Genomic DNA, 26,953 nt, shown 5'->3' with positions numbered 1-26,953 from the left:
CGCCCACCGGCATCCGGCATGATTCGAGCGTGAGGGGAGCTAAACGAGTTCTGTCCGGGCGCGCCGAGCGCACCACCGCGCCTGCCCCGCCGTACCGAAGATCGCGGCGATGCCTGCAGGTAGTGCCGAGAACCGAGGGGGCAGTTATCGATGGACGACCACAGGGGAACCACCCGGCGCCTTGATGCCGGGCGGCGGCTGCTGAGCAACCCCCGCTTGGCCCGAGAGGCCCTGCGCGCGGGCTTTCATTCGTTGCCCTCGGCGACCGTCGCGCATCTGTTTCGCCGGATTCCGCCGGTCAACTCGACCCCTAACGCGGAGCCCGCCGCGGCGGTCGAGCACCGCGACGAGGCCAGCGGATCGCGCCTTGCGCTGAGCGGTGGGGCGTCGTTCGCCGGCTATACGATCCTGCGGCAGCTCGGCGCCGGTGGCATGGCCGAGGTCTATCTGGCGTTGCATCCCAGGTTGCCGCGCCGCGACGTGATCAAGGTCCTCGCCGAGGCGGTCACCGCGGATCGTGAGTTCCGCGAGCGGTTCAACCGGGAGGCCGACCTCGCGGCCACGCTGTGGCACCCACACATCGTCGGGGTCCACGATCGCGGCGAATTCAACGGGCAGCTGTGGATTTCGATGGACTACGTCGAGGGCACCGATGCCGCCCGGCTGGTCAAGGAGCGCTATCAGGACGGCCAAAAAGGTATGCCGATACACGAGGTGTGCGCCATCCTGCAGGCCGTCGCGGGCGCGCTCGACTACGCCCACGACCGCGGCTTGCTGCACCGCGACGTCAAACCCGCCAACATCCTGCTCACCCACCCCGAGGACGGGGAGCGCCGAATCCTGTTGGCGGACTTCGGCGTAGCGCGCCACCTGGCGAACATCAGCGGCATCACCGAGACCAATGTCGCGGTGGGAACGGTGGCCTACGCCGCGCCCGAACAGCTGACGGGCTCCAACATCGACGGCCGGGCGGACCAATACGCGTTGGCCGCCACGGCGTTTCATCTGCTGACCGGCGCGCCCCCGTTCCAGCACTCCAACCCGATCGCGGTGATCAGCCAGCACCTGCACGAGGATCCGCCCCGGCTCAGCGACTACCGCCCGGACTTGGCGCACCTCGACGACGTGTTCTTCAAGGCCCTCGCCAAGCAACCCGAGGACAGGTTCGAGCGGTGCCGCGCGTTGGCCGCCGCCATCGGCGAACAGTTCGACGACGTCTCCGACGCCGATGCCGTTGTGACGGCGCCGCCGCGGACGCGCGGGGTCCACGGTGTTGTGGCGGCGATGAACCACAGGTTTTCGTCGCGGACCCGGTGGGGGACCGCGTTGCTCTGCGCCGTGCTGATCGCCGTCGCGGCGACCTGGTCGATCCTGTACTCCTTTCAGCCCGACACCTCCCCGGCCAACCCCGCGCTCGCCTCGAAACCCTCCGTCTCGGCGGCCAGCGCGCCCGCAAGACCCGGGGGACCGGCGCTCAACGGCACCTACCAGTTGACCTACGACCACAGCAAGCAGATCGCCAACGGGATCCCGATCCGGCACGACGGCGCCCCCACCAATTGGTGGGCCTTCCGTTCGGTGTGCACCGCCAACGGTTGCGCGGCCACCGGGACCCAGCTCGACGACGCCAACCACCAGACGGCCAGCACCACCGATGGCGGTCACACGGACACCCTGCGCTTCGTCGGCGGCTATTGGCAGGGCACGCCTCAGCAGCAGCGGGTGGGCTGCACCCAGCCGAACGGGCAGGTGAGGGCCACCCAGCAGGAGACGGTGGCGTGGTCGTTGGCGCCGCAGGCCGACGGCACCCTGCGCGGCACGGTCACCGAGACCGTGCTCAGCAATGAGTGCGGCGCGCAGGGGGCCGTGGTGCGGGTACCCGTGGTGGCCAGCCGGACCGGTGACGTGCCGGCGGGTGTCAACGTGGCCGATCCCGCCCAAGCGGTCAACACCACGAACCCGCGGTCGACCAAGGGATCGCCGCCCGTGCTGGGCGGGCTGTGCAGCGACCTCGACAAGCTGGCCTACGACCCGACCAACAACGAGCAAATCGTTTGTGAGGGCACCACCTGGGCCAGGGCCCCCATCACGACCGGGACGCACGCCTCGGGCAGCTCGTGCGACCGGCCCGGGACCCCGGTGTTCGCCATGACGACGTCCAACGACGGACACCTCCTCGAATGTGATCCCGTCACGCGGACGTGGACCCCACCCGCCGCATAGCCCGCCTTTGTGCTGGCGAGCGTGCGTGTTTGTACGGCGACACGCCGGTATGGCTGGCATTCTGCGCACGCTCGCGCCGCTCGACTTGTCGGTGCACCGCTCTACCCTGGTGACATGGCTTTCGCCACGGAACACCCAGTAGTCGCCCATTCGGAATACCGCCCAGCCGCAGAAGAGGTGGAAGGGTTGGTGCGCGCGGGCGGTCACTTCGAGGTGGTCAGCCCGCACCAGCCGGCCGGTGACCAGCCGACCGCCATCGAGGAGCTGGAGCGGCGAATCCTGGCGGGGGAGCGCGACGTGGTGCTGCTCGGCGCCACCGGCACCGGAAAGTCGGCCACCGCCGCGTGGCTGATCGAACGCCTGCAGCGGCCCACCCTGGTGATGGCGCCCAACAAGACGCTGGCCGCCCAGCTGGCCAACGAACTGCGAGAGATGTTGCCGCACAACGCGGTCGAGTACTTCGTGTCGTACTACGACTACTACCAACCCGAGGCGTACATCGCGCAGACCGACACCTACATCGAAAAGGACAGCTCCATCAACGACGACGTGGAGCGCTTAAGGCACTCCGCGACGTCGTCGCTGCTGTCCCGGCGCGACGTGGTGGTGGTCGCCTCGGTGTCGTGCATCTACGGCCTGGGCACGCCGCAGTCCTACCTGGACCGCTCCGTCGAGCTGCGGGTCGGCGCCGACGTACCCCGGGACGGGTTGCTGCGGTTGCTGGTCGACGTGCAGTACACCCGCAACGACCTGTCCTTCACCCGCGGATCGTTCCGGGTGCGCGGCGACACCGTGGAGATCATCCCGTCCTACGAGGAGCTGGCGGTTCGCATCGAGTTCTTCGGCGACGAGATCGAGGCGCTGTACTACCTGCACCCGCTGACCGGCGAGGTGATCCGCCAGGTCGACTCGCTGCGGATCTTCCCCGCCACCCACTATGTGGCCGGCCCGGAGCGGATGGCGCACGCGATCTCCACCATCGAGGAGGAGCTCGCCGAGCGGCTCGCCGAGTTCGAGCGCCAGGGCAAGCTGCTGGAGGCGCAGCGGCTGCGGATGCGCACCAACTACGACATCGAGATGATGCGCCAGGTCGGGTTCTGTTCGGGCATCGAAAATTACTCAAGGCACATAGATGGGAGGGGCCCCGGCTCGCCGCCCGCGACGCTGCTCGACTACTTCCCGGAGGACTTCCTGCTGGTCATCGACGAGTCGCACGTCACCGTGCCGCAGATCGGCGGCATGTACGAGGGCGACATGTCGCGCAAACGCAACCTGGTGGAGTACGGGTTCCGGCTGCCGTCGGCATGCGACAACCGGCCGTTGACCTGGGAGGAGTTCGCCGACCGGATCGGGCAGACGGTGTATCTGTCGGCCACGCCGGGCCCATACGAGCTCAGCCAGTCCGGCGGTGAATTCGTCGAGCAGGTGATCCGGCCCACCGGCTTGGTGGATCCCAAGGTGGTGGTCAAGCCGACCAAGGGGCAGATCGACGACCTGATCGGCGAGATCCGCAAGCGCGCCGACGCCGACCAGCGGGTGCTGGTGACGACCCTGACCAAGAAGATGGCCGAGGACCTCACCGACTACCTGCTGGAGATGGGCATCCGGGTGCGCTACCTGCACTCCGAGGTCGACACGCTGCGCCGGGTCGAACTGCTGCGCCAGCTGCGCCTCGGCGACTACGACGTGCTGGTCGGCATCAACCTGCTGCGCGAGGGCCTGGACCTGCCCGAGGTGTCGCTGGTGTCGATCCTCGACGCCGACAAGGAGGGCTTCCTGCGGTCGTCCCGCAGCCTGATTCAGACGATCGGCCGCGCCGCCCGCAACGTATCCGGCGAGGTGCACATGTACGCCGACACGATGACCGATTCGATGAAGGAGGCCATCGACGAGACCGAACGGCGCCGGGCCAAGCAGATCGCCTACAACGAGGCCAATGGCGTCGACCCGCAGCCGCTGCGCAAGAAGATCGCCGACATCCTCGACCAGGTCTACCGCGAGGCCGCCGATACCGAGGCCACCGAGTCGATCCCCATCGGCGGGTCGGGACGCAACGCGTCCCGAGGCCGGCGTGCCCAGGGCGAGCCCGGCCGCGCGGTCAGCGCCGGGGTGTTCGAGGGCCGCGACGTCACCAGCATGCCGCGCGCCGAACTGGCCGACCTGATCAAAGACCTCACGCAGCAGATGATGGCCGCCGCGCGTGATCTGCAGTTTGAGCTGGCGGCGCGGTTCCGCGACGAGATCGCCGACCTCAAGAAGGAACTGCGCGGGATGGACGCCGCCGGGCTGAAGTGACGAGCACCACCCGCATGACCGGCAGCTGGCGCGAGCTGCTGGGCGCCAAGTACCTGGGGACATCGGTCGTGCTGGCCGGCGGTGTGGCGCTGTATGCCACCAACGAGTTCCTGACCATCAGCCTGCTGCCGAACACGGTCGCCGAGATCGGCGGGCGCCTCCTCTACGCGTGGGTGACCACCCTGTACCTGGTCGGGTCGGTGGTCGCGGCGACCATGGTCAATCCGATGCTGCTGCGCGTCGGGGCGCGTTCCTCGTACCTGATGGGACTGGTCCTCTTCGGCGTCGCGAGCCTGGCCTGCGGGGCGGCCCCCAGCATGGAGGTCCTGATCGCGGCGCGCGCTCTGCAGGGCGTGGCCGGCGGCCTGCTGGCCGGGCTCGGCTACGCGGTCATCAACGCGGCGCTGCCCCGCTCGCTGTGGACGCGGGCCTCGGCGCTGGTGTCGGCGATGTGGGGCGTCGCCACGGTGGTCGGGCCCGCGACGGGCGGGTTGTTCGCGCAGTTCGGGTTGTGGCGGTGGGCTTTCGCCGCGATGGCGGTCCTGACGGCCCTGATGGCCATCCTGGTGCCGATGGCGCTGCCCGCGGGCCGCGGCGACCCGAGCGGCGCGATACCGAAGCTGAAGGTGCCGGTGTGGTCGTTGCTGCTGCTGGGCGGCGCCGCGCTGGTTGTCAGCGTCGCCCAGCTCCCGCGCGACGTCATCGCGACCGCCGGGCTGCTCGCCGCCGGTGTCGCCCTGGTCGGATTGTTCGTGATCGTCGACCGGCGGATGCCTGCGGCGGTGTTGCCGCCCAGCGTGTTTGGTCCCGGCCCCCTCAAGTGGATCTACCTGACCATGGGCGTGCTGATGGTCGGCGCGATGGTGGACACGTACGTGCCGCTGTTCGGTCAGCGGTTGGCACATCTGGCGCCGGTGGCCGCGGGATTTCTCGGCGCGGCCCTGGCGGTCGGCTGGACGGCCTCCGAGATCGTCAGCGCATCGCTGGAGAGCCCGCGGGCGATCGGGCGGGTGGTCGCGGTCGCGCCGGCGGTGGTGGCGTCGGGGCTCGCGCTGGGTGCGTTCACCCAGCGCGAAAACGCGTCGGCCGGGGTGGTCGCGCTCTGGGCGGTCGCCCTGCTCGTGGCCGGAGTCGGGATCGGGATGGCCTGGCCCCATTTGTCGGTGCGCGCGATGGATTCCGTCAACGACCCGGCCGAAGGCGGCGCCGCGGCCGCGGCCATCAACACCGTGCAGCTCATCTCCGCGGCGTTCGGCGCCGGCCTGGCCGGTGTCGTGGTCAACACGGCCCGGGGCGGCGACGTGATGGCGGCCCGCTGGTTGTTTACGGTGTTCACCGCGTTGAGTGCCGCCGGTGTCGTGGGTTCTTATGCCGCGGCCCGCCGCGACCGCTGAGCACGTCGCCGCGACGTTCACTCCTTCGTCAGCGCGTGGACTTGACGACCTGCGAGTAATGGAATTGCCAACGCTCGACGATGCGGAATCCCAGGTAGCTCGGGAATCGATACGCCGGGGCACGCCCGAACGCGGTGCCCGGCGGCAACGGGCGCCCGGATTGGTGATCGGGCAGCGACTTGTCTTTATCGGTGATCGTCCAGATGGCGGAGCACTTGTTGATCTTGGCCGTCGTCAGCCACACGGCGACGTGGCCGTCCCACAGCCAACCGACCTTGGGCCCGTAGGCGCCGCGTTCGACGTCGATCAGCGACCGGAAGGCCGCCGGCCGGGCGGCCAGCAGGGCGCGGACAGGGCCCGGCTTCCAGGGCACGGTGTTGTCCACCATCAGGCAGTCCCCGGGCGCGGCATGCGAACCGATCAGGTCGGCCACCTGGCTGTAATCCCAGCCCTCCTTGGCATAAGGCCAGCGCTGAATGAAGAGGTAATTCGGCAGCGCGGCAACGGCGAACGCCAGCACGACACCCGCGATGGGCCACGGTTTGCGGGCGATCGTGACGATGCAGACGGCCATGACGACGGCCGCCGCGGGCGCGGTGAAGATCAGGTAGCGCGGGTAATACATCGGTTCGTTGATCACCGAGTAGATGACGATGAGGGCGGTGGGAAGGACGATCCACGCCGCGCAGAGGGTCAAGAGGGTGCGGATGTCGCCGGCGGGGGCCCGTGCGCCGGCAAGCCGGGCCGCGATCGCCGCGACGATGAGGACGGCGGTGAGAATGGCGAACGGGACGCTGTGGTCGAAGTACTGCCGCAGGACGATGTCGAAGGCGTAATGCCAGCTGACGGGATAGATCCAGTTGACCTGCCATACCTGGCCGTGGACGAAGACGATGAACGGCGCCATGACGCCGATGGCGATGGCCGAGCTGACGGCCCACCAAATGACGGGGGATTTGCGGGATTTTGTCGGTGCCAGCAGCGGCAGCATCGCGGCGTAAACCGGCACCAAAAGGATCAGGTTGAGGTTTAGCAAAATCGACAGCATTAATGCCGGCGCATAGAACAGCCACAGTCTCGGCCTGTTACGCCGCACCGCGGCGACCAGCAGGACCGTCAGCCAGACGGCCGCCGCAACCGCCAACGCGTCCGAGCGCGCTTCCATGCCCGCCCACGTCGTGCGCGGCAAAATGGCGAAGACGGCACCCGCGCAGACCGCGGTGGCGCGCCCGGGGGCGAACCGCCTGGTGAACACCGTGACGCCGGCGGCGGCCACCCCGATGGCCAGAGCGCTGGACAGTCGCGACCAGAATTCGGTCGGTGGAAAAATCGCGAACCAGCCGTGCATGAGCAGGTAATACAGCCCGTGCACCGCGTCGATGTGCCCCAGCAGCTTCCACAGCTCGGGCAGCGTCCGGTTCGCGGAGGCCGAAATGGTGGCACCCTCGTCGAACCAGAACGAGGGCCTGCCGGCCCAGGCGACGCTGACGGCGGCGGCGAACAGGGCAATCGCCCACGGATCGAGCAACCGGCCGCGCGGGCGCGCGGGCGCGGGTTCGTCGATGACGCCCGCGGCGTTTTGCTCGAGGGTGGGCATGGACATGATGCTTGTCACTGTAGGGTGTGCCAGGTCAGACGGCTCACCACCAGGTCCGCACGGCATGGGCGCGGCCCGGGTGGCGCATTTGCGGCGCGAATCCGCATTCCGCGAAAAGTTCCGTAATGCAACGCTTTCCGCGATGGCCACGAGCAAACGGCCGCTTTATCGTCGGGGATATTGTCCGTTGGTGCGGCGTGGCCCCCAAATGCCGGTCGCGCCACGCCACGCTGAGTCGCAAATCTGATCCCTCGTTTATCCGGTAAACGCGATACTGTCTTGGGTTGGCTGACCAACCGAAAGTGGGAGGGTAAATGAGTGCCTATCGGACCGTGGTGGTCGGAACCGACGGCTCGGATTCATCGATGCGTGCGGTGGACCGGGCTGCGAAGATCGCCGGGACCGACGCCAAGTTGATCATCGCGTCGGCGTACCTGCCCCAGCATGAGGACACCCGGGCTGCCGACGCTCTGCGGGAAGAAAGCTACAAGGTGTCCGGGACCGCGCCGATTTACGCGATCCTGCAGGACGCGAAGGAGCGGGCGCATGCGGCGGGCGCGACGAACGTCGACGAGCGGCCGATCGTCGGCGCCCCGGTCGACGCGCTGGTAAAGCTGGCCGAGGACGAAAAAGCCGACCTGCTGGTCGTCGGCAACGTCGGGCTGAGCACCATCGCGGGCCGGCTGCTGGGATCGGTGCCGGCCAACGTCTCGCGCCGGGCCAACGTCGACGTGTTGATCGTGCACACCACGTCCTGACCGCCCCGGTCTACCAGCCTCGTTCGCGCCATTCCGCGAGGTGGGGGCGCTCCGCGCCCAACACCGTGTCGTCGCCGTGGCCGGGGTAGATGACGGTGGAGTCGTCGTACACGTCGAACACCCGGGTGGTCACGTCGTCGAGCAGCTGGGTGAAATCCCCGGGTTGCCACGTCTTGCCGACGCCGCCCGGGAACAGGCAGTCGCCGGTGAACAGTTGCGTGATCCCGCCGGTCGCGGGCCCGTCGAGGGCGAGCGCGATCGATCCGGGCGTGTGCCCGCGAAGATGGATGACATCGAAGCTCAGCTCGCCGATGCGCACGGTGTCGCCGCCCGCCAGCAAACGGTCCGGTTTGACGGGCAGCGGTTCGGCGTCGATCTCGTTGGCGGCGGTCGGCGCGCCGGTGGCCTTGGCCACGGCCTCCAGCGCCTGCCAGTGGTCGAAGTGCTGGTGGCTGGTCACGATCAGCGATACCTTCGGGGCGTACCGCCGGATCAGGTCGAGGAGGACGTCGGCGTCGTTGGCGGCGTCGATCAGCAGCGTCTCTCCGGTCGCGGAACACGTCACCAGGTAGGCGTTGTTGTCCATCGGGCCCACCGACGCCTTGAGGATCGTGGCGCCGGGCAGGGTGCAGCGTGCGGCGGTACCAGGGTCGACGTGTCCGGTGTAGTTGTCGTCCAGGACGGTCATACCCGGTCACGCTACTTGGTTATGGCCGGCCCGGTCGGCTTGTCGGTGCGGGCACATAGCATGGAATGCGCCGTGCGCACTAACCGCATTAGGCGACCGAGAGTTTCGGGATAGTTCCAGAGAGGGGCAGCGTGGCGGACCGCCTGATCGTCAAGGGTGCCCGTGAGCACAACCTGCGCGGCGTCGACCTCGACCTGCCGCGCGACTCGTTGATCGTCTTCACCGGGCTGTCCGGGTCGGGCAAGTCGTCGCTGGCGTTCGACACCATCTTCGCCGAGGGCCAGCGCCGCTACGTGGAGTCGCTGTCGGCCTACGCCCGCCAATTCCTCGGGCAGATGGACAAGCCGGACGTCGATTTCATCGAGGGCCTGTCCCCGGCGGTGTCGATCGATCAGAAGTCGACCAACCGCAACCCGCGGTCGACGGTCGGAACGATCACCGAGGTCTACGACTACCTGCGGCTGCTGTACGCCCGAGCCGGCTCACCGCACTGTCCCGTCTGCGGCGAACGGATCGCCCGGCAGACGCCGCAGCAAATCGTCGACCAGGTGCTGGCGATGCCGGAGGGCACCCGGTTCCTGGTCCTCGCGCCGGTCGTACGCACCCGCAAGGGCGAATTCGCCGACCTGTTCGAGAAGCTCAACGCCCAGGGCTATAGCCGGGTGCGGGTCGACGGCGTCGTGCATTCGCTGACCGACCCGCCGAAACTGAAGAAGCAGGAAAAGCACGACATCGAGGTGGTGGTGGACCGCCTCACCGTCAAGGCCACCGCCAAGCAGCGGCTCACCGATTCGGTGGAAACCGCGCTGAGCCTGGCCGACGGGATCGTGGTGCTCGAGTTCCCGGATCACGGAGCCCACGAACCCGATCATCACCGCGAGCAGCGGTTCTCCGAGAAGCTGGCCTGCCCCAACGGGCACGCCCTGGCCGTCGACGACCTGGAACCGCGGTCGTTCTCGTTCAACTCGCCCTACGGCGCCTGCCCCGAGTGCAGCGGCCTGGGCATCCGCAAGGAGGTCGACCCGGACCTGGTGGTGCCCGACCCGGAGCGCACCCTGGCCGACGGCGCCGTGGCGCCATGGTCGAACGGCCACACCGCGGAGTACTTCACCCGGATGATGGCCGGGCTCGGGGAGGAGCTCGGGTTCGACGTCGACACGCCGTGGCACAAGCTGCCGGCCAAGGCCCGCAAGGCGATCCTCGAGGGTTCCGACCATCAGGTGCACGTGCGGTACCGCAACCGGTACGGCCGCACCCGGTCCTACTACGCCGATTTCGAGGGCGTGCTGGCGTTCCTGCAACGCAAGATGGCGCAGACCGAGTCCGAGCAGATGAAGGAACGCTACGAGGGCTTCATGCGCGACGTGCCCTGCCCGGTGTGTGCGGGCACCCGCCTCAAGCCGGAGATCCTGGCGGTGACGCTGGCTGGGGATTTCGGGGGTGAGCGCGCCCAGAAGTCCATCGCCGAGGTCTGCGAGCTGTCGATCTCCGACTGCGCCGACTTCCTGAACGCGTTGACCCTCGGGGCGCGCGAGCAGGCGATCGCGGGCCAGGTGCTCAAGGAAATCCAGTCGCGGCTCGGCTTTTTGCTCGACGTCGGGCTGGAGTATCTGTCGCTGTCCCGCGCCGCGGCCACGCTGTCCGGCGGTGAGGCCCAACGCATCCGGCTGGCCACCCAGATCGGGTCCGGCCTGGTGGGGGTGCTCTACGTGCTGGACGAGCCGTCGATCGGGCTGCACCAGCGCGACAACCGTCGCCTCATCGAAACCCTCACGCGACTAAGGGATTTGGGGAATACGCTGATCGTCGTCGAGCACGACGAGGACACCATCGCGCACGCCGACTGGATCGTCGACATCGGCCCGGGGGCCGGCGAGCACGGCGGCCGCATCGTGCACAGCGGAACCCACGGCGAGCTGCTGGCCAACAAGGAGTCGATCACCGGCGCCTACCTGTCGGGCCGGGAAAGCATCGAGATCCCCGCGATCCGGCGCCCCATCGATAGACGCCGGCGGCTCACCGTGGTTGGCGCCCGCGAGCACAACCTGCGGGGCATCGACGTGTCGTTCCCGCTCGGTGTGCTGACCTCGGTCACCGGCGTGTCCGGCTCGGGCAAGTCGACGCTGGTCAACGACATCCTGGCCGCGGTGCTGGCCAACCGGCTCAATGGCGCCCGGCAGGTCCCCGGGCGCCACACCCGGGTCACCGGGCTCGACTATCTGGACAAGCTGGTGCGGGTCGACCAGTCGCCGATCGGCCGCACGCCGCGGTCCAACCCGGCCACCTACACGGGGGTGTTCGACAAGATCCGCACGCTGTTCGCGGCCACCACCGAGGCCAAAGTCCGCGGCTACCAACCCGGTCGGTTCTCGTTCAACGTCAAGGGCGGCCGCTGCGAGGCATGCACGGGCGACGGCACCATCAAGATCGAGATGAACTTCCTGCCCGACGTGTACGTGCCGTGCGAGGTCTGCCATGGCGCCCGCTACAACCGCGAAACCCTCGAGGTGCACTACAAGGGCAAGACCATCTCCGAGGTGCTGGACATGTCGATCGAGGAAGCCGCGGAGTTCTTCGAGCCGATCACCGGGATTCACCGCTACCTGCGCACCCTCGTCGACGTCGGCCTGGGCTATGTCCGGCTTGGTCAGCCCGCGCCGACGCTGTCCGGCGGCGAGGCGCAGCGCGTCAAGCTGGCCGCGGAGCTGCAGAAGCGCTCGACCGGGCGCACCATCTACATCCTCGACGAGCCCACCACCGGACTGCATTTCGACGACATCCGCAAGCTGTTGAGCGTCATCAACGGCCTTGTGGACAAGGGCAATACGGTCATCGTCATCGAACACAACCTGGACGTCATCAAGACCTCCGACTGGATCGTCGACATGGGGCCCGAGGGTGGCGCCGAGGGCGGAACCGTTGTCGCCGAGGGCACCCCGGAGGACGTCGCGGCGGTGCCGGAAAGCTACACCGGGAAGTTTCTCGCCGAGGTCGTCGGCAGACCCCGTCGGTCGAGGGGACGCCGCAAAGTCACCGCCTGACAAGGCTTTCGCGGCGCTCCCTCAGCTCTCTTCGGGGCGCATCGACTGGCGGATCTGCGCCAGGCGCTCGGCCGCCGCGCGCCGGCGCTCCTCGTATCGCTCCTCGACGGAGCGGCCCTCCGCCGTCTCGGCGTCGAGTTCCGCGGCGCCCTGCGCGGTCGCGTACCGGGATTCGATTTTCTCGCGGACGGATTCGAAGGTCGGCACGCCAGCATCGTCGTACCCAGGGTCCGGTTCGTCGGGCATGCCGCCACGCTACTGCCGCCCGCGTCCGACATGACGGTGGCGGGCCGGCGGAGGGCGAGACAATGATCGCCGGCGAAGCTAACAGTTTCGCCGCAAGCGTCGATGTTCAGAGCGCAATTGTTTCGCTCTTTAATTGCGCGCCGACATAAGAAATACTCCAAGACGCGTCAGAAAACAGTCCGGATTGCGCGGTTAACAAGTGAAGGGACACCTATGGAAACGGCTCATCTGACAGGCGAAGCGACCGGCGGCGCGTGGTTGGCCGGCGGGGCGGGGTGGTGGGATCAGGCGACGGGATGTTGGATCGCCGCGTCCACCCCCGAGGCGGAGCCTGATCTGTGGGAGCAGTACCTGGACGGTGCGCTACAGAGCTATCGCCGTCACGGACTGGAATGGGTGCTCGACCTCGACGCGATTCGCGGCGGCGCCGACACGGCCCTCTTCTTTGCCGCGGTTGATCCACAAGGCCGGGTGGTCGGGGGTACGCGCGTCGTGGGACCCTTGCGCTCCCCCGATGAGACCCATGCGCTTGAGGAGTGGAACGGCAACCCGGGCCGCGCCGCGCTGCGCCGGATGATCGCCAACCGGCTTGCCTTCGGGGTCGTGGAAGTCAAAAGCGCCTGGGCCAATTCCGAGGATTTCGGCAGCCGGGCGCTGTCCAGGGTGTTGGCCCGCACCGCGCTGCCGACGATGACGGCGCTGGGTGTTCAGTTCGTCATGGCCACGGCGGCAGCCCATGTGCTGGAGCAGTGGCGATCCTCCGGAGGCGTCGTGGCCACCCGCATACCCGCGGCGGCCTATCCGAATGAGAACTACCGAACCAAAGTGATGTGGTGGGACCGTCGCACTATTGCCACGCATGCCGAACCCGAACAATTTAAGCTGATGTGCGCCGAGGACTCCGAAATCCTCCGGCGTATTTCGGCTTAAGCGAAATTGGGTCGGCGCCGATGGGAGTCGCGGATGGGCTACAGCTTCGACCACGAAGCGGCATGCAGTGCGGTGGTTCTCGCTGATCATGTCGCCGCGGAACGCGAGGTGTTGGAGCGGCTGAGGGCGACTTCGGGTATCGAATTCATCGATGGGTTCCGCCAAGAGACGGCGGGGCGGCCGGACGAGGGCGACCTCTCCGGCGAGGACAAGCGGTGGGCGTACTACCCGTGGCGCAAAGCGGTGGTCCGGATCGCGGGCCCGCACGAGTTTGCTGCCGCCCGCCTCGACCGCAACAGACACCTCATCACCTCTGCCGAGCAGCAGCGGCTCCGACGTCAGCGAATCGGCGTTGTGGGCCTAAGTTCCGGGCACGCGATCGCGTACTGTCTAGCGACGCAGGGTCTTTGCGGTTCGTTGCGGCTGGCCGACGGCGACGACCTTGAGCTGTCCAACCTGAATCGGGTGCCCGCCACCGTTTTCGATCTCGGGGCAAATAAGGCCACGGTCGCCGCGCGGCGGATCGCGGAACTCGATCCCTATCTGAGCGTGGAGGTGTTCACCTCCGGGGTGACACCGGAACTGCTGGATGGCTTCCTCGACGGCCTCGACATCGTGGTCGACCAGGCGGATTCCCTAGACATCAAGATCTTGCTGCGCGAGGCGGCGCGCCGGCGCCGCATTCCGGTGATCATGGCCACGAGCGATCGCGGTCAGCTCGACGTCGAGCGCTACGACCTCCAGCCGCGACGGCCGATCATGCACGGCCTGCTCGGTGACGTCGACACGACGGGTTTGCACGCGCTATCGGCCCGGGAAAAGCTTCCCTACCTGTTGCGCCTGCTCGATGCCCGGCGGCTTTCCGCGCGCGGGGCGGCGTCGCTGGTCGAGGTCGGGCAGACGCTGGGCGGGTGGCCGCAGCTGGCCAGCGATATCTGGGTGGGAGCGGCGGCCGTCGCCGAAGCGGTGCGCCGGATCGGAATGGGCGAGCCGCTCGGGTCCGGACGTGTCCAGATCGACCTCGCCGACGCACTGAATCGGATCGACCAGCCGACCGCGCACGACGACGACGCGCCGGGTCCGGTGCGTGGCACCGGCGCGCCGGCGAGCGGGGACACCCGGATCGCCGAGGCCGTCGCCGACGCCGCGATCCGCGCGCCTTCCGGGGGCAACTGTCAGCCCTGGCGGATTGTCGTGGATGACAAGGCGATCCACGTGCTGCTGGCGGCCGAGGATTCGTCCACGATGGACGTCGAATTCCGGGCCAGCGCGGTCGCGCTCGGCGCGGCCATGTTCAACATCCGCGTCGCGGCGGCGGCCCACGCGGTGCTGGGGTCCGTGAGCTTCGACGAGAACCATCCGCACACGGCGCTTCGCGGGTCGATGGTGTGGGGCCGCGGCGATGATCCCCGCCTGGCGAAGCTGTATCAGCCGATGCTGGCGCGTCAGACCAATCGTCACCCCGGCACCCCGGCGGTGATCCAACCGGCCACCGCCACTCTGTTGGAGGCCGTCACGGCCGGCGAGGGCGCGCGGCTTCAACTCATCACGGATCGCCACGAGATCGCGGCCGTCTCCGAGATTCTGGCCCGGGCCGATCGCATCCGTTATCTGACCCCGCGGCTGCACGCGGACATGGTGTCCGAGCTGCGGTGGCCCGCCGACCCGTCGCCGGAGACGGGCATCGACATCCGTGGCTTGGAGCTCGACTCCGGCGAGTTGGCCGCCCTGGAACTCATCCGGCGGCCCGATGTCATGGCCGAGCTTGCGCGCTGGGATGCGGGCGCGGCGCTGGGCGACGTCACGCGCCAGCGGATCATGGCCAGCGCCGCGCTGGCCATGATCGTCACGCGGGGTCCCGCACTCACCGACTATGCCCGCGGGGGAGCGGCCCTGGAAGCGCTATGGATCGCCGCCGAACAATGTGGCTTCGGCGTGCACCCGGTGTCGCCGGTGTTCCTGTATGCCCACGGCGACAACGACATTCAGACCTTGTCACCGGCCTACGCCGAACAGCTGCGGACGCTGCAGCAGTCCTTTCGCGCGCGACTGGGAATCGCCAAGGGCGAATGCGAGATTCTGCTCCTGCGGCTTGTCGCCGGGCCGCGGCCGTCCGTGCCGACCAGACGCCGCGCGCGCAGCGCCACCCTGCATGCGCCGAGGTAGCACGGGGATGCAAAACAACAGTCCGGCACGGGGTCTGGCGACCATCGTCACCGCCGTGGCCACCAAGCTCATGGGCGCCACCGCCGGCACCGCTACGGATATCAGCACACAGATACTGGCCGAGCTGGTGGAAATCCTCGACGTGGACGTCAGCTTCCTGAGGTACAACGACCACAGCATCCGCGCCACGGTCCTGGTGGCCGAATGGCCACCGCGGCCCGACAAACTCGAGCCCGACCCGCTGCATACGATCTACTTCGCCGACGCCGACCCGATCTTCGCCCTGTGCGAACACGCCAAAGAGCCGGTTATTTTGCGTCCCAATTCCGCGAACGAGCGTTACCAGCACACCATCTCCGCGGCAAGCGGTGTTCCGGCCATCTCCATGGCGTCCGTCCCGCTGTTGTCCGGTGACGTCACCACCGGGGTGCTCGGTTTTGTGAAATACGGTGACCGCGAATGGAGCCAGGACGAGCTCAACACGCTCACGGTGGTCACCACGATGTTCGCCCAGGTGCAGGCCCGGTTGAACGTCGAGGATCAGCTGCGCTACCAAGCCGAGCACGATGATCTGACCGCATTGCCGAATCGCCGAACCCTGTTGGGGCATCTGGATTGTCGCCTCGCCGACGAGCGGCCGGGACCCGTCTCGGTGTTGCTCTTCAACCTCGATCGGCTCAAGGCGATCAACGACTACCTCGGCCATGCCGCCGGAGATCAGTTCATCCGCGACTTCGCCACGCGGACGACCGAAACGATGCGGGGACAGGGATTGATCGCCCGGCTCGGCGGCGACAAGTTCGTGATAGTCCCCACCTCCGCGATGGACCTCGACACCGCCAGGGAGCTCGCCGAGAGCCTGAGCGCGCAGGTGACGGATCACGTGGTCATCGGCGGTGAGGTCCTCAACCGCACGGTGAGCGTCGGCGTCGCATGCGGTGTCCCCGGCGAAGATTCGAGCTTGGAACTGCTACGGCGCGCCGATGAGGCGCTGCTTTTCGCCAAAGGGACCGGGGGAGACAGCATCGGGGTGTTCTCCGCCGAGATGCTCACCCGCCGCGAGCTTCGTAACGACATCGAACTTCATTTGCAGGCGGGGATCGAAACGAATGCGCTGACCGTCGTCTACCTTCCCGAGGTGGACATGCTGACGGGTCAGGTTCTGGCGGTCGAAGCCCTGGTGCGGTGGCAACACCCCACCCGGGGGTTGTTGCTTCCCGACGACTTCGTGCCGGTAGCCGAATCCATCAACCTCGCCGGAGAACTCGGCAACTGGGTGTTGCACGCGGCGTGCGCCGATTTGGCCGAGTGGCGGGCGGACGGCGTAGGGCTGGACACCTTGCTGCGCGTCAATGTGTCACCGGCGCAACTCGTCGCTCACGACCTCGTGAACACCGTGGGGCGGACGATCAAAAAATTCGGCCTCGACGGCTCCTCGATAGGTCTGGAGATCACCGAAAGCATGCTCATTCGAGACCTGGTGAACACCAGGGCCACCCTGGTCGGGCTCACCGAGATCGGGGTGGACATCGCCATCGACGACTTCGGCACCGGTTACAGCGGGATGGGCCTGCTGAGGACGTTGCCCGTGGGCACCTTGAAGATCGATCGCGGATTCGTCTTGGATCTGGCCGCGTCGGCCGACGATCTCGCGATTGTGCGGGCCGTCGTCGGCCTGGCCCAGGCGCTAGACCTCGACGTGGTCGCCGAGGGGGTCGAGGCCGAGGGCGCGGCGCAGGCCCTTGTTGACGAGGGGTGCACCCGCGCACAGGGATTCCTGTTCTGCCAACCCATGGGCGCCGACGCGACGAAGCGGCTACTGGCCGAGGGTTCCGTTCCCGTCAGGATCAACCGAATCGCGCAACCGCGCCGCGGGAATCCCGAGCCCGCTCTGCGATCGACGCCACCGAAGACGGGTGGGACCGGCGACGCCTGAGCGGCGGCTACCTGGCGGACGCGTTGGAATGCTCAGCCGGGACCACCACCTGGGTGGGCAGCACGGACGGAGGTGACGCGGCGGGCAATGGGGTCCGCGGGACCCCGGGGGTGCCCAGCCGGCCGGCCAGCCACGGCAGCGCGGCCGCGAAGGCCCGGTCCGCGAACGGCCAGTCGTGCCTGCCCGGTTGGGGCAGGACCGCGCAGTCGATGCCGTTGGCGCGGCCAAGCGAGCACAGCGAATAGGCCGCCGCGGTCTGGTTGCTCGGGTTGGCGGCCGCGTCACGACTCACGAGACGCATCGCGCCGGCGTCGGTGATCGACAAGTCGCGCCGTGGTGCCGGCGGGCCGTCCGACGAGATCGCGAACCAGCCGGCCACGTCGCGGTACGGGCCGTGCCGGCTGATGACGGTGGTCGGGTCGAATGCCGCCCAGGCGTTGGCGTTTCCGCCGAACAGCCTGGCGATGGTTTGCGCCTTGGTCCCCGCGTTGGGGAAGAAGTCGCCGGCGACGTCGACGAACGCGCTGAACATCTCGGGATGCATGACGGTCAGGTCGACGGCGCACGTTCCGCCCATGGACCAGCCGGCAACGCCCCAGCCGGACCGGTCCGGGCTGACGCCGAAGTTCGAAATCATATAGGGCACAACATCTTTGGTCAGATGGTCGGCCGCATTGCCGCGGACCCCGTTGACGCATTCGGTGTCGTTGTTGAACGCGCCTCCGGAGTCGGCGAACACCAGTACCGGCGCCTTACCGTCGTGGGTGGCCGCGAAGTCGTCAATCGTCTTGATCGCGTTGCCCGCCCGCGTCCAGTCGGCGGGCGTGTTGAACTGTCCCCCGATCATCATCACGGTCGGCAACGCCGGCGGCGGGGAACTGGCAAACCATTCGGGCGGCAGGTACACCAGTTCGCCGCGGTGCTTGAAATGCGATGCGTCCGACGGGATCACCACCGGCACCACGCTGCCGTGCAGCGGCCGCGCCCGATGGGCGGCCATCGCGGTGACCGTGGCCTGGTCGGTCTGATCGGGCAGGGGGCCGGAGGTGAGCTGGCTCCACGCCGCCTGCACGGTCGGGAAATAACCGACCCACACGTTGAGCGCCAGTGCCGCGCAGAGCAAACACAACGGCACCGCGGCCAGGGTCGCGCCCCGCCGCCACGGTCGCGCGCTGCGCCAGCCGAGGAGGAGCACCGCCGCGGCCATGCCGCTCAACGCGACCCACAGCCACAGCTCCGACGGCGCCGGGTCATCCGAGAGACCACGGTCGACGATGTACCAGTGCGTCAGATACGCCCCGGCGCCGCCGACCATGCCGGCCACCGGCAACCAGATCGTTCGCCAGCGGCGCGAACGCCAGCCGATGGCAAGCGTCAGCACCACCGCCGCAACGACCTGGGTGGTCGCGGGCACCCAGCCGTGCATCAGCGACGTGTGGCTGCCTGCCAGCCAGTGCGCCGCGGCGGGGGGCGGAGACCCTGTCACGTGATCCATTGTGATCCATCGTTAACCGCCCCGGAACATAATCGCCGAACGTCGCCCGGGCGCCGGATGGCACACCCGGGGGTCGGCTAGTGCGGCTTGGCCAGCGGAAATGGCAGCGTCTCGCGGATGCTGCGGCCAGTTATGAGCATGACGAGCCGATCGATGCCCATGCCGAGCCCGCCGGTGGGCGGCATCGCGTATTCCATGGCCTGCAGGAAGTCCTCGTCGAGCTCCATCGCCTCGGGGTCTCCGCCGGCGGCCAGCAGCGACTGTTCCTGCAGGCGGCGCCGCTGCTCCACCGGATCGGTGAGTTCGCTGTAGGCGGTGCCCAGTTCGACGCCCCACGCCACCAGGTCCCACCGCTCGGCGACGCCGGGCTGGCTGCGGTGCGGCCGGGTCAACGGCGACACCGAGGTCGGAAAGTCGATGTAGAAGGTCGGTCGTTCGGTCCGGTCCTCCACGAGGTGTTCGTAGAGTTCCAGCACCACCGCGCCGGTGTCCCAGTGCGCCCGGTACGGGATGCGGGCGGCGTCGGAGAGCCTGCGCAAGGCGGCCAGCGAGGTGTCGGGGTCGATGCGTTCGCCGAGCGCCTCGGATACCGCGTCGTACACGGTCTTCACCGGCCAGACGCCGGAGATGTCGACCGGTTCGAGGCGGCCACTGGTTCCTGGGCCGCCGGGCCGCAGCACGGTCTGCTCACCGTTGGCGGCCTGGGCGGCGTTCTGGATGAGCTCGCGGCAGCCGTCGATCCACACCGTGTAGTCGGCGTGCGCCTGGTAGGCCTCCAGCAGGGTGAACTCGGGGTTGTGGCTGAAGTCCACACCCTCGTTGCGGAAGGCCCGGCCCAGTTCGAACACCCGCTCCACGCCGCCGACGCACAACCGCTTCAGGTAGAGTTCCGGCGCGATGCGCAAGAACAGGTCCATGTCGTAGGTGTTGATGTGGGTGACGAACGGCCGGGCGGTGGCCCCGCCGTGGATCTGCTGCAGGATCGGCGTCTCGACCTCGATGAACCCCTTGGCGAACAGCGTTTCCCGCACGGAGCGCAACACGCTGCTGCGGGCCTTGATCAGCTCTCGCGACTCGGGATTGACCGCCAGGTCGACATAGCGGGTCCGCACCCGCGCCTCGGGGTCGGTCAGCCCCTTCCACTTGTTCGGCAAGGGCCGCAGGCACTTCCCGATCATCCGCCAGTCCCGCACGATCAACGAGCGGGTCCCGTTCTTGGAAAAGCCCATGTGCCCGGTCACCTCGACCAGGTCACCGAGATCGATGGCCGCGGTGAAATCGGCGGTGCGGCCGTGCTCCAGGTGTGAATTATCCAGCAGCACTTGCATTTCGCCCGACCAGTCCCGCAGCTGGGCGAACAACACGCCGCCGTAGTCGCGGATCCGCAATATCCGGCCGGACATCGAGACGTTTTCCTGGTCGTCGGCGTCGAGCGCGCGGGCGACGGTGTGGCTGGGCGGGGTTCCCACCGGATAGGCGTCAACCCCGTGGCGCTGCAAGGTTTTCAGCTTGGTCAGCCGCACCCGCACCTGTTCCGGCAGGCGGGCTCTGGTCTCCTCCGCCTCGGCGGCGCTCGCTCTGCGTTGCAGCCCGCTCACATCGGGCGTCGACCCGTCGTGGTGCAGCAGCCCGGATTCGGCCAGCCGGGGCGGGACGGCCGGGTGATGGCCGGTGTGCGTCTTGCGCCGGCCGAACGGCAACACGAGGAAACCCTCCGCGAGGGCCGAGGCGACGCCGACGCGGGGGATCAGCCGGGCGTCCTCGTAGCACGCGTAGCGGGGCACCCATTCGGGCTGGTACTTCATGTTCGAGCGGTACAGCGTCTCCAGCTGCCACCACCGCGAGAAGAACAGCAAAAACCCGCGCCACAGCCGCGCGACCGGGCCGGCGCCGAGCTGGGCGCCCTGCTCGAACGCGGACCGGAACATGGCAAAATTCAGCGAAATACGCGTGATGCCAAGGGTTTCCGCGTTCAGCGCGAGGTCGCTGACCATGAGTTCGATGGTGCCGTTGGGGGATTGCGGCGACCGGCGCATCAGGTCCAGGGAGGCGCCGGTGTTCCCCCACGGCACCAACGACAGCATCGCGGCCACCCGGCCGTCGCGGTCCAGCGCCTCGACCAGCAGGCAGTCCCCGTCGGCCGGATCGCCGAGCCGGCCCAGCGCCATCGAAAAGCCGCGCTCGGTTTGGGTGTCGCGCCAGGCGTCGGCGCGCGAAATGGTGTCGGCCATCTCGTCGGCGGAGATGTCGCGGTGCCGCCGGATGCGCACCGTCAGTCCGGCTCGGCGGGCCCGCGTCACCGCCTGGCGCACGCCGCGCATGTCGGGGCCGGACAGCTTGAAATCGGAGGGCCGCAGAATCGCCTCGTCGCCCAGTTCCAGGGCGTTGAGCCCGGCCTCACGAAATGCCTGGGCGCCCAGCGAACTGGCGCCCATGACACCGGGCGCCCAGCCGTAGGTCTGGCACAACTCCAGCCACGCGTCGATCGCCTGCGGCCATGCCCTCGGGTCGCCCACCGGGTCGCCGCTGGCGAGGCAGACGCCGACCTCGACCCGGTAGGTGATCGCAGCGCGGCCGCTGTGCGCGAACACCACCGACTTGTCGCGGCGGGTCGCGAAGTAGCCCAGCGAGTCGTTCTTGCCGTACAGCTCGAGCAACCCCCGGATGGCGGACTCGTCCTCCCCGGTCAACGCGTTGTCGGCGCGCTGCGACTGGAACAACACGATCGTCGCCGCGATGAGCGCGAGCGCGCCGAACAACCCGAAGATCGCGTTGAGAAGGACGTGCGGCCGGCCGGTGAACGCGTCGGGATCGACGAGGGAGAACCCGACCACCCGGTTGACCACGTACCAAAAGCGGGAATCCGGCGCCAGCGTGCCCGGCCACATCTCGACCAGGCCCCAGGACGCCAGGATCCCGATGACGTCCCCGGCGACCAACACCCCGGCCGCCTTGACCAGCGCGCCCCTGCGCACCTTGGCCCAGAACTGGCGATAGGCCAGGACCAGCAGGACGATCGCGACGATGTGCACGGCGAATCCGAGGTTTTCGCCGAACGACTCGGCCGCGGTGTTGCCCCCGGCGGCGATGTCGGCGGCGTTCAGCGCGGCGGCGAGGACCATGTTGCCGAGCAGCAGCAGCCAGGCGATGCGTTTGCGCGCGGTGAGCGCCGCGGCCAGCAGTGCCAGCACGAACGACCAGGCGATGCTGGTGTCGGGGAAGTTGAACAGATAGTCGTTGATGAATTCGCGCGGAACCTTGATCAGCCACCGGATCAGGGGTGACACGCTGGCGAGCAGTGACAGGGTGGCGATGACGCCGACCGTCCAGCCGGCCGCCGCCGGCACCCAGCGATACCGGGAACTCGACTGGCCGCCCGAACGAGGCCCCGAACGCGGCCGCGGATGAGAAGAAGCGAGTGTCACAGACCGCGAGGATATGCCTTCAACCCATGAAAATCCTGGCGAAGCGCCAAGAGTCGCGGGGGGCAATCGGCCCGGTTTGGCGAACGGGTGTAATGCGCCTGGAACGCCCGTCCGGCACCGGAGGTGCTGGAAGACGCGTCACGGCTGCTAAACTGACGGCTGCGACCATCCCGGCCTGGACCGGGGATAGTAAGTGGAGTCCCGCTCCCACCGCTGGCCGAGACCGTTTTCCGAGGCTCAGCGGTCCGGTCACAGGCACCTGCCTGTTCCGCGCCCGGCGCGGGCGGCTTGACTGGTTTCAAGCCGCGATCGGTCGGCATTGGGCCCTGCTGTGCAGGGCTTTTTTGCTGGTGTGTGGTGTACCACCGCTGACTCTCCGATGGGCTTGGGCACTGGCCGCGACCGGAGAACGACAGAAGCCCAACAAGGCCCAACAAGGGAGGCCCCATCAGCACTGAGACCCGCGTCAACGAGCGCATCCGCGTACCTGAAGTCCGATTGATTGGCCCGGGGGGAGAGCAGGTAGGCATCGTGCGCATCGAAGACGCACTGCGCGTCGCCGCGGACGCCGATCTCGACCTCGTGGAAGTTGCCCCGAACGCCAGACCGCCGGTCTGCAAGATCATGGACTACGGCAAGTTCAAATACGAGGCGGCGCAAAAGGCGCGCGAATCCCGCCGGAACCAGCAGCAGACCGTCGTCAAAGAACAAAAGCTGCGCCCAAAAATCGACGATCACGATTACGAGACCAAGAAGGGCCACGTGATCCGCTTCCTGGAGGCGGGATCGAAGGTCAAGGTCACCATCATGTTTCGCGGACGTGAGCAGTCGCGGCCCGAGCTGGGCTACCGATTGCTGCAACGGCTGGGCGCCGACGTCGCCGACTACGGATTCGTCGAGACGTCCGCCAAGCAGGACGGCCGCAACATGACGATGGTCCTGGCACCGCACCGCGGCGCGAAGACCCGCGCCAGGGCGCGGCATCCCGAAGGACCGGACGGCGGCGGCGCGGCACCGGATTCCGATGCGGGCGCCGAGGCGACACCGTCGCCGACCTGATGACCTGACAACGACAACAGCGAGAACCCCAGTACCGCAAGAACAGAGGAAACATGCCCAAGGCCAAGACCCACAGCGGGGCGTCGAAGCGGTTCCGGCGCACCGGCGCCGGCAAGATCGTCCGGCAGAAAGCCAATCGTCGACACCTGCTCGAGCACAAGCCGACCAAACGAACCCGGCGGCTGGACGGCCGCACGGTGGTGTCGGCCAACGACACCAAGCGGGTCAACGCGTTGCTGAACGGCTGACCACCGCACCCATTTACGGACCCCATTTACTGCCCGAACGAGAGTAGGAACATCCATGGCACGCGTGAAGCGGGCGGTCAACGCCCACAAGAAGAGGCGCAGCATCCTGAAGGCCTCGAAAGGTTATCGCGGCCAGCGATCCCGGCTCTACCGCAAAGCCAAAGAGCAGCAGCTGCATTCGCTGAACTACGCCTACCGCGACCGCCGCGCGCGCAAGGGCGAGTTCCGCAAGCTGTGGATCTCGCGGATCAACGCGGCGGCGCGGGCCAACGACATCACCTACAACCGGCTGATCCAGGGCCTCAAGGCCGCGGGTGTCGAGGTCGACCGCAAGAACCTCGCCGACATCGCGATCACCGACCCGGCGGCGTTCACCGCGCTCGTCGAGGTCGCCCGCGCGGCGTTGCCCGAGGACGTCAACGCCCCCTCGGATTCCGGAGAGGCCGCTTAGCCGCCGCCATGCCGGCGGCGCTCACCGAACGCTCGGCCAGGGTGGCCGCGGCGGTCAAACTGCATCGGCACGCCGGCCGCCGGCGCGCGAGACGATTCCTCGCCGAGGGCCCCAACCTGGTCGAGGCGGCCTCGGCTCGCGGGTTGGTCCGCGAGGTGCTCGTCACCGAACTCGCGGCGCAGCGATACGCGTCTTTGCTCGACACGCTGCGGTGCCCCATCCATCCGGTCAGCGAGCGGGCCGCCAAAGCGCTCTCCGACACCGTCACCCCGACCGGATTGGTGGCGGTGTGCGACATGCCGGAGACCCGGCTGGATGATGCGCTGGCCGGTTCGCCCCGCCTGGTCGCGGTTGCCGTCGGGGTCGGCGAGCCGGGCAACGCGGGCACGCTGATCCGCATCGCCGACGCCATGGGCGCGGGGGCGGTGATCCTTGCCGGGCACGGCGTCGACCCGTACAACGGCAAGTGTCTGCGCGCGGCGGCCGGCAGCACGTTCTCGGTCCCGGTCGTCGTCTCGCCCGACGCCCACGCCGCGGTCACCGCGTTGCGCGACGCCGGGCTGCAGCTGCTGGCCTCCACGGTCGACGGGCAGACGCGCCTCGACGAGGCCGACCTCGCCGCGCCGACGGCCTGGTTGTTCGGGTCCGAAGCGCACGGTTTATCGGCCGAGATCGCGGCGGCCGCCGACCGGCGCGTGCGCATCCCGATGTCCGGCGGCGCGGAGAGCCTGAACGTGGCCGCCGCCGCGGCCATCTGCCTGTACCAGAGCGCACAGGCCCTGCGTCCGCTGCGGCGGCCCTAGTCACGCGGCCTTGGTGGGGCCCCGGGCGGGCCGCAGACCGGCCAGCGACAGCGTGCCGTGCACCAGCGAGCCGGCGCGCTCCAGGATGACCCGAGCGGGTTGGAGGGCCGGGTCAAGGGCGGAGCGCAGGGACGGCTGGGAACCCGGGGGAAAGTAGTGCATCGGCAGCCCGCGGCGGTCGCGCGGCGGGCCCATGAACGCCGGCGCCTCGACCAGCGGCGCGTCGCCGGGAAGCCGTCCTTCGGCGCGGCGGTAGGCGGCCAGCGCGCGCGGGTGCAGCCGGATTTCGTCGGGAACCGCGAGGAAAGCCAGCTCGACGAGCTTGCCGAACAGGCGCAGCAACACCTCGTCGCCCGGTGTCCAGTGCATTCCCGCCTTCTCGCGAATCGCGGGTTCGAACAGCCCCGCCGCGATCCAGCGCTGACCGGCCACCAACGGCCGGAACAGCTGGTCCCAGATCGGCGTCGGCATCAGGACGAACTTCGGTTTGGGAATCCGGATCCGGAAGATGTCCAGCGTCGCCTGGTTGATTTCCAGCTCCTCGCGGCACACCCGGTCCCAGTACTCCTGAAATTCCTCCCACGAGCCGGGCACCGGCCGCATGCTCATCCCATACTGTCGGTACCACTGCACGTGCTCGTCGAACAACTGTCGCTTCTCGTCCTCGGTCAACCCCCCGCAGAAGTACTCGGCCACCTTGATCACCAGCATGAAGAACGTGGCGTGCGCCCAGTAGAAGGTTTCCGGGTTCAGCGCGTGATAGCGGCGCCCCGCCGTGTCGACGCCCTTGATGGTGCGGTGATAGCTCTTGATCTGCTGACCGGTCTCCGCCGCCCGGTCACCGTCGTAGACCACGCCCATGATGGGATACACCGACCGCGCCACCCGCTGCAGCGGCTCCCGCAGCAAGATCGAATGCTCTTCGACGGCCGCGCCGAGCTCCGGATACATGTTCTGGATCGCCCCGATCCAGACGCCCATCATTCCGGTGCGAAGGTCACCGAAATACTTCCAGGTGAGCGAGTCGGGTCCGAGCGGATCGGCGGATGTCGTTGGAATGGCAGTCATCTCGGCCTCCTGGAGCCTCACTGCGCCCACGATAACTTTGACAACGTATGTTGTCTACGATTTCGGCCGGTGGCGCAGAGCGTGTTACGGAGTTTCCACAGTGCCGTGCCAAGCTCGTGATCAGCCGGTTTGGTGCGAGATGTGACACAAACGCGGCGACTGTCATTGCCCGCGTCCGCGGAGACCACCTAACCTGGCGACGTGGACCTCGCGCCTCGCGATCCGGACCCGGGCGAGCCTGAGCAATCGGTGACCACCCTGGCGCCCTCGGGGTCAAGACGGCGCTCTCCCGTATCGATTCACACCGCGGCGCAGTGGCTGAGCAGCACAAATCGCAGCCCCGGCGTGGTGTCGTTGGTCCGGCGGGCCCGACGGCTGTTGCCCGGGGACCCTGAGTTCGGCGATCCGTTGTCCACCGCGGGCGAGGGTGGTCCGCGCGCCGCGGCGCGGGCCGCCGACCGCCTGCTGGGGGATCGCGATGCGGCGTCGCGCGAGGTCAGCCTGGGTGTGCTGCAGGTATGGCAGGCGCTGACGGAGGCGGTGTCCCGCCGGCCGGCAAACCCGGAGGTCACGCTGGTATTCACCGACCTGGTCGGCTTCTCGACGTGGTCGCTGCACGCGGGCGACGAGGCGGCCCTGGCCCTGCTGCGGCAGGTGGCGCGCGCCATCGAGCCGCCGCTGCTGGACGCCGGTGGGCACATCGTCAAACGGATGGGCGACGGCATCATGGCCGTGTTCCGCGATCCGACCGTCGCCCTGCGGGCCGTGCTGGTCGCCAAGGAGTCGCTGAAATCGGTTGAGGTCGCGGGCTATACGCCGAGGATGCGGGTCGGGATCCACACCGGACGGCCGCAGCGCATGGCCGCGGACTGGCTCGGCGTCGACGTCAACGTCGCCGCTCGCGTCATGGAACGCGCCACCAAGGGCGGAGTCATGGTGTCCAGCTCGACGCTGGACCTGATACCGCGAAGCGAGCTGGACGCAGTGGGCGTCGTGGCCAAGCGCGCGCGTAAACCGTTGTTTGCGCCCAAAACGGCCGGCGTGCCCGCGGACTTGGCGATATATCGCTTGAAGACTCTTAGGGAGTTGACAGCGTCCGATCACACTTCCGAAACAAATTAGCCCACATA

Annotated in this window: 19 protein-coding genes; 13 read left to right on the top strand and 6 right to left on the bottom strand. The window is 68.2% G+C overall.

Translation table 11 applies throughout. The annotated features are described in order from the left end of the window. The first annotated feature begins 150 nt into the window (after positions 1-150). From G6N25_RS22565 to G6N25_RS22555, 3 genes are all read left to right on the top strand, one after another. On the top strand, positions 151-2,223 hold the full coding sequence (locus tag G6N25_RS22565) for a serine/threonine-protein kinase (protein WP_083075287.1): 2,073 nt from the start codon (positions 151-153) through the stop codon (positions 2,221-2,223). Between the two features lie 114 nt (positions 2,224-2,337). Next, the gene (gene uvrB / locus G6N25_RS22560; RefSeq protein WP_083075289.1) at positions 2,338-4,518 is read left to right on the top strand and encodes an excinuclease ABC subunit UvrB; all 2,181 of its coding nucleotides are present in this window, start codon (positions 2,338-2,340) and stop codon (positions 4,516-4,518) included. Positions 4,519-4,532: 14 nt separating this feature from the next. Beyond that, positions 4,533-5,912 (top strand): MFS transporter, encoded by a 1,380-nt coding sequence (locus G6N25_RS22555; protein ID WP_083075291.1) that lies wholly within the window; start codon positions 4,533-4,535, stop codon positions 5,910-5,912. Positions 5,913-5,940: 28 nt separating this feature from the next. On the opposite strand, the gene G6N25_RS22550 is transcribed toward G6N25_RS22555, so the two are convergent. After that, positions 5,941-7,515: a mannosyltransferase gene (locus G6N25_RS22550; RefSeq protein WP_083075293.1), complete on the bottom strand. Its 1,575-nt coding sequence runs from the start codon at positions 7,513-7,515 to the stop codon at positions 5,941-5,943. A gap of 308 nt (positions 7,516-7,823) precedes the next feature. Here G6N25_RS22550 and G6N25_RS22545 point away from each other — a divergent pair, with 308 nt between their 5' ends. Then, positions 7,824-8,267: a universal stress protein gene (locus G6N25_RS22545; RefSeq protein WP_083075295.1), complete on the top strand. Its 444-nt coding sequence runs from the start codon at positions 7,824-7,826 to the stop codon at positions 8,265-8,267. Between the two features lie 10 nt (positions 8,268-8,277). On the opposite strand, the gene G6N25_RS22540 is transcribed toward G6N25_RS22545, so the two are convergent. Further along, a complete protein-coding gene (locus tag G6N25_RS22540) occupies positions 8,278-8,955 on the bottom strand; it encodes an MBL fold metallo-hydrolase (RefSeq protein WP_083075297.1) in 678 nt (225 codons plus the stop codon). Positions 8,956-9,086: 131 nt separating this feature from the next. Between G6N25_RS22540 and uvrA the strand changes: the two genes are divergently transcribed. Beyond that, complete coding sequence (gene uvrA, locus G6N25_RS22535) at positions 9,087-11,996, top strand: excinuclease ABC subunit UvrA (protein WP_083075299.1); 2,910 nt, start codon at positions 9,087-9,089, stop codon at positions 11,994-11,996. A gap of 21 nt (positions 11,997-12,017) precedes the next feature. On the opposite strand, the gene G6N25_RS22530 is transcribed toward uvrA, so the two are convergent. After that, positions 12,018-12,242 (bottom strand): hypothetical protein, encoded by a 225-nt coding sequence (locus G6N25_RS22530; RefSeq protein WP_083075301.1) that lies wholly within the window; start codon positions 12,240-12,242, stop codon positions 12,018-12,020. A gap of 213 nt (positions 12,243-12,455) precedes the next feature. On the opposite strand from G6N25_RS22530, the gene G6N25_RS22525 reads away from it, so the two are divergent. The 3 genes from G6N25_RS22525 to G6N25_RS22515 are packed head-to-tail and all read left to right on the top strand — an operon-like array spanning position 12,456 to position 17,274. Further along, the gene (locus G6N25_RS22525) at positions 12,456-13,172 is read left to right on the top strand and encodes a hypothetical protein (RefSeq protein WP_083075303.1); all 717 of its coding nucleotides are present in this window, start codon (positions 12,456-12,458) and stop codon (positions 13,170-13,172) included. A 33-nt stretch (positions 13,173-13,205) separates the two neighbouring features. Further along, positions 13,206-15,338 (top strand): Rv1355c family protein, encoded by a 2,133-nt coding sequence (locus tag G6N25_RS22520; protein ID WP_083075305.1) that lies wholly within the window; start codon positions 13,206-13,208, stop codon positions 15,336-15,338. A 7-nt stretch (positions 15,339-15,345) separates the two neighbouring features. Next, positions 15,346-17,274 carry a putative bifunctional diguanylate cyclase/phosphodiesterase gene (locus G6N25_RS22515; RefSeq protein ID WP_083075307.1) on the top strand — a complete coding sequence of 643 codons (1,929 nt, stop codon included), beginning with the start codon at positions 15,346-15,348 and terminating at the stop codon, positions 17,272-17,274. Positions 17,275-17,281: 7 nt separating this feature from the next. Here G6N25_RS22515 and G6N25_RS22510 read toward each other — a convergent pair whose 3' ends face one another. Further along, positions 17,282-18,769 carry an alpha/beta hydrolase gene (locus tag G6N25_RS22510; RefSeq protein ID WP_179961690.1) on the bottom strand — a complete coding sequence of 496 codons (1,488 nt, stop codon included), beginning with the start codon at positions 18,767-18,769 and terminating at the stop codon, positions 17,282-17,284. Positions 18,770-18,846: 77 nt separating this feature from the next. Continuing rightward, positions 18,847-22,194, bottom strand: coding sequence for a bifunctional lysylphosphatidylglycerol synthetase/lysine--tRNA ligase LysX (lysX, locus tag G6N25_RS22505; protein ID WP_083075309.1), 3,348 nt, complete (start codon positions 22,192-22,194; stop codon positions 18,847-18,849). Positions 22,195-22,641: 447 nt separating this feature from the next. Between lysX and infC the strand changes: the two genes are divergently transcribed. From infC to G6N25_RS22485, 4 genes are read left to right on the top strand one after another with little or no spacing between them, the layout of a single operon-like run. Further along, positions 22,642-23,253, top strand: a complete 612-nt coding sequence (gene infC, locus G6N25_RS22500) for a translation initiation factor IF-3 (RefSeq protein ID WP_083075311.1) — start codon at positions 22,642-22,644, stop codon at positions 23,251-23,253. Between the two features lie 53 nt (positions 23,254-23,306). Further along, a complete protein-coding gene (gene rpmI / locus G6N25_RS22495; protein WP_083075313.1) occupies positions 23,307-23,501 on the top strand; it encodes a 50S ribosomal protein L35 in 195 nt (64 codons plus the stop codon). Between the two features lie 55 nt (positions 23,502-23,556). Next, entirely contained in the window at positions 23,557-23,952 is a 396-nt protein-coding gene (gene rplT / locus G6N25_RS22490) for a 50S ribosomal protein L20 (RefSeq protein ID WP_083075315.1), read from the top strand. 8 nt (positions 23,953-23,960) lie between these two features. Further along, the gene (locus G6N25_RS22485) at positions 23,961-24,755 is read left to right on the top strand and encodes a TrmH family RNA methyltransferase (protein ID WP_083075317.1); all 795 of its coding nucleotides are present in this window, start codon (positions 23,961-23,963) and stop codon (positions 24,753-24,755) included. On the opposite strand, the gene G6N25_RS22480 is transcribed toward G6N25_RS22485, so the two are convergent. After that, entirely contained in the window at positions 24,756-25,823 is a 1,068-nt protein-coding gene (locus G6N25_RS22480; RefSeq protein WP_083075349.1) for an oxygenase MpaB family protein, read from the bottom strand. It abuts the gene before it with no gap. A gap of 201 nt (positions 25,824-26,024) precedes the next feature. Between G6N25_RS22480 and G6N25_RS22475 the strand changes: the two genes are divergently transcribed. Beyond that, positions 26,025-26,945: an adenylate/guanylate cyclase domain-containing protein gene (locus G6N25_RS22475; RefSeq protein WP_083075319.1), complete on the top strand. Its 921-nt coding sequence runs from the start codon at positions 26,025-26,027 to the stop codon at positions 26,943-26,945. Positions 26,946-26,953 lie beyond the last annotated feature (8 nt).

Origin of the sequence: Mycobacterium heidelbergense (assembly GCF_010730745.1) — a bacterium.
Taxonomy (GTDB): domain Bacteria; phylum Actinomycetota; class Actinomycetes; order Mycobacteriales; family Mycobacteriaceae; genus Mycobacterium; species Mycobacterium heidelbergense.
Note: the sequence above shows the minus strand (reverse complement) of the source record. Positions and strands in the feature narration are given on the sequence as shown.

What these genes read in the sequence shown, in the direction of transcription:
- G6N25_RS22565 (WP_083075287.1), top strand. Translation starts at nt 151, where the DNA reads ATGGACGACCACAGGGGAACCACCCGGCGCCTTGATGCCGGGCGGCGG.
- uvrB (WP_083075289.1), top strand. Translation starts at nt 2,338, where the DNA reads ATGGCTTTCGCCACGGAACACCCAGTAGTCGCCCATTCGGAATACCGC.
- G6N25_RS22555 (WP_083075291.1), top strand. Translation starts at nt 4,533, where the DNA reads ATGACCGGCAGCTGGCGCGAGCTGCTGGGCGCCAAGTACCTGGGGACA.
- G6N25_RS22550 (WP_083075293.1), bottom strand. Translation starts at nt 7,515, where the DNA reads ATGTCCATGCCCACCCTCGAGCAAAACGCCGCGGGCGTCATCGACGAA.
- G6N25_RS22545 (WP_083075295.1), top strand. Translation starts at nt 7,824, where the DNA reads ATGAGTGCCTATCGGACCGTGGTGGTCGGAACCGACGGCTCGGATTCA.
- G6N25_RS22540 (WP_083075297.1), bottom strand. Translation starts at nt 8,955, where the DNA reads ATGACCGTCCTGGACGACAACTACACCGGACACGTCGACCCTGGTACC.
- G6N25_RS22530 (WP_083075301.1), bottom strand. Translation starts at nt 12,242, where the DNA reads ATGCCCGACGAACCGGACCCTGGGTACGACGATGCTGGCGTGCCGACC.
- G6N25_RS22525 (WP_083075303.1), top strand. Translation starts at nt 12,456, where the DNA reads ATGGAAACGGCTCATCTGACAGGCGAAGCGACCGGCGGCGCGTGGTTG.
- G6N25_RS22520 (WP_083075305.1), top strand. Translation starts at nt 13,206, where the DNA reads ATGGGCTACAGCTTCGACCACGAAGCGGCATGCAGTGCGGTGGTTCTC.
- G6N25_RS22515 (WP_083075307.1), top strand. Translation starts at nt 15,346, where the DNA reads ATGCAAAACAACAGTCCGGCACGGGGTCTGGCGACCATCGTCACCGCC.
- G6N25_RS22510 (WP_179961690.1), bottom strand. Translation starts at nt 18,769, where the DNA reads ATGGATCACGTGACAGGGTCTCCGCCCCCCGCCGCGGCGCACTGGCTG.
- rpmI (WP_083075313.1), top strand. Translation starts at nt 23,307, where the DNA reads ATGCCCAAGGCCAAGACCCACAGCGGGGCGTCGAAGCGGTTCCGGCGC.
- rplT (WP_083075315.1), top strand. Translation starts at nt 23,557, where the DNA reads ATGGCACGCGTGAAGCGGGCGGTCAACGCCCACAAGAAGAGGCGCAGC.
- G6N25_RS22485 (WP_083075317.1), top strand. Translation starts at nt 23,961, where the DNA reads ATGCCGGCGGCGCTCACCGAACGCTCGGCCAGGGTGGCCGCGGCGGTC.
- G6N25_RS22480 (WP_083075349.1), bottom strand. Translation starts at nt 25,823, where the DNA reads ATGACTGCCATTCCAACGACATCCGCCGATCCGCTCGGACCCGACTCG.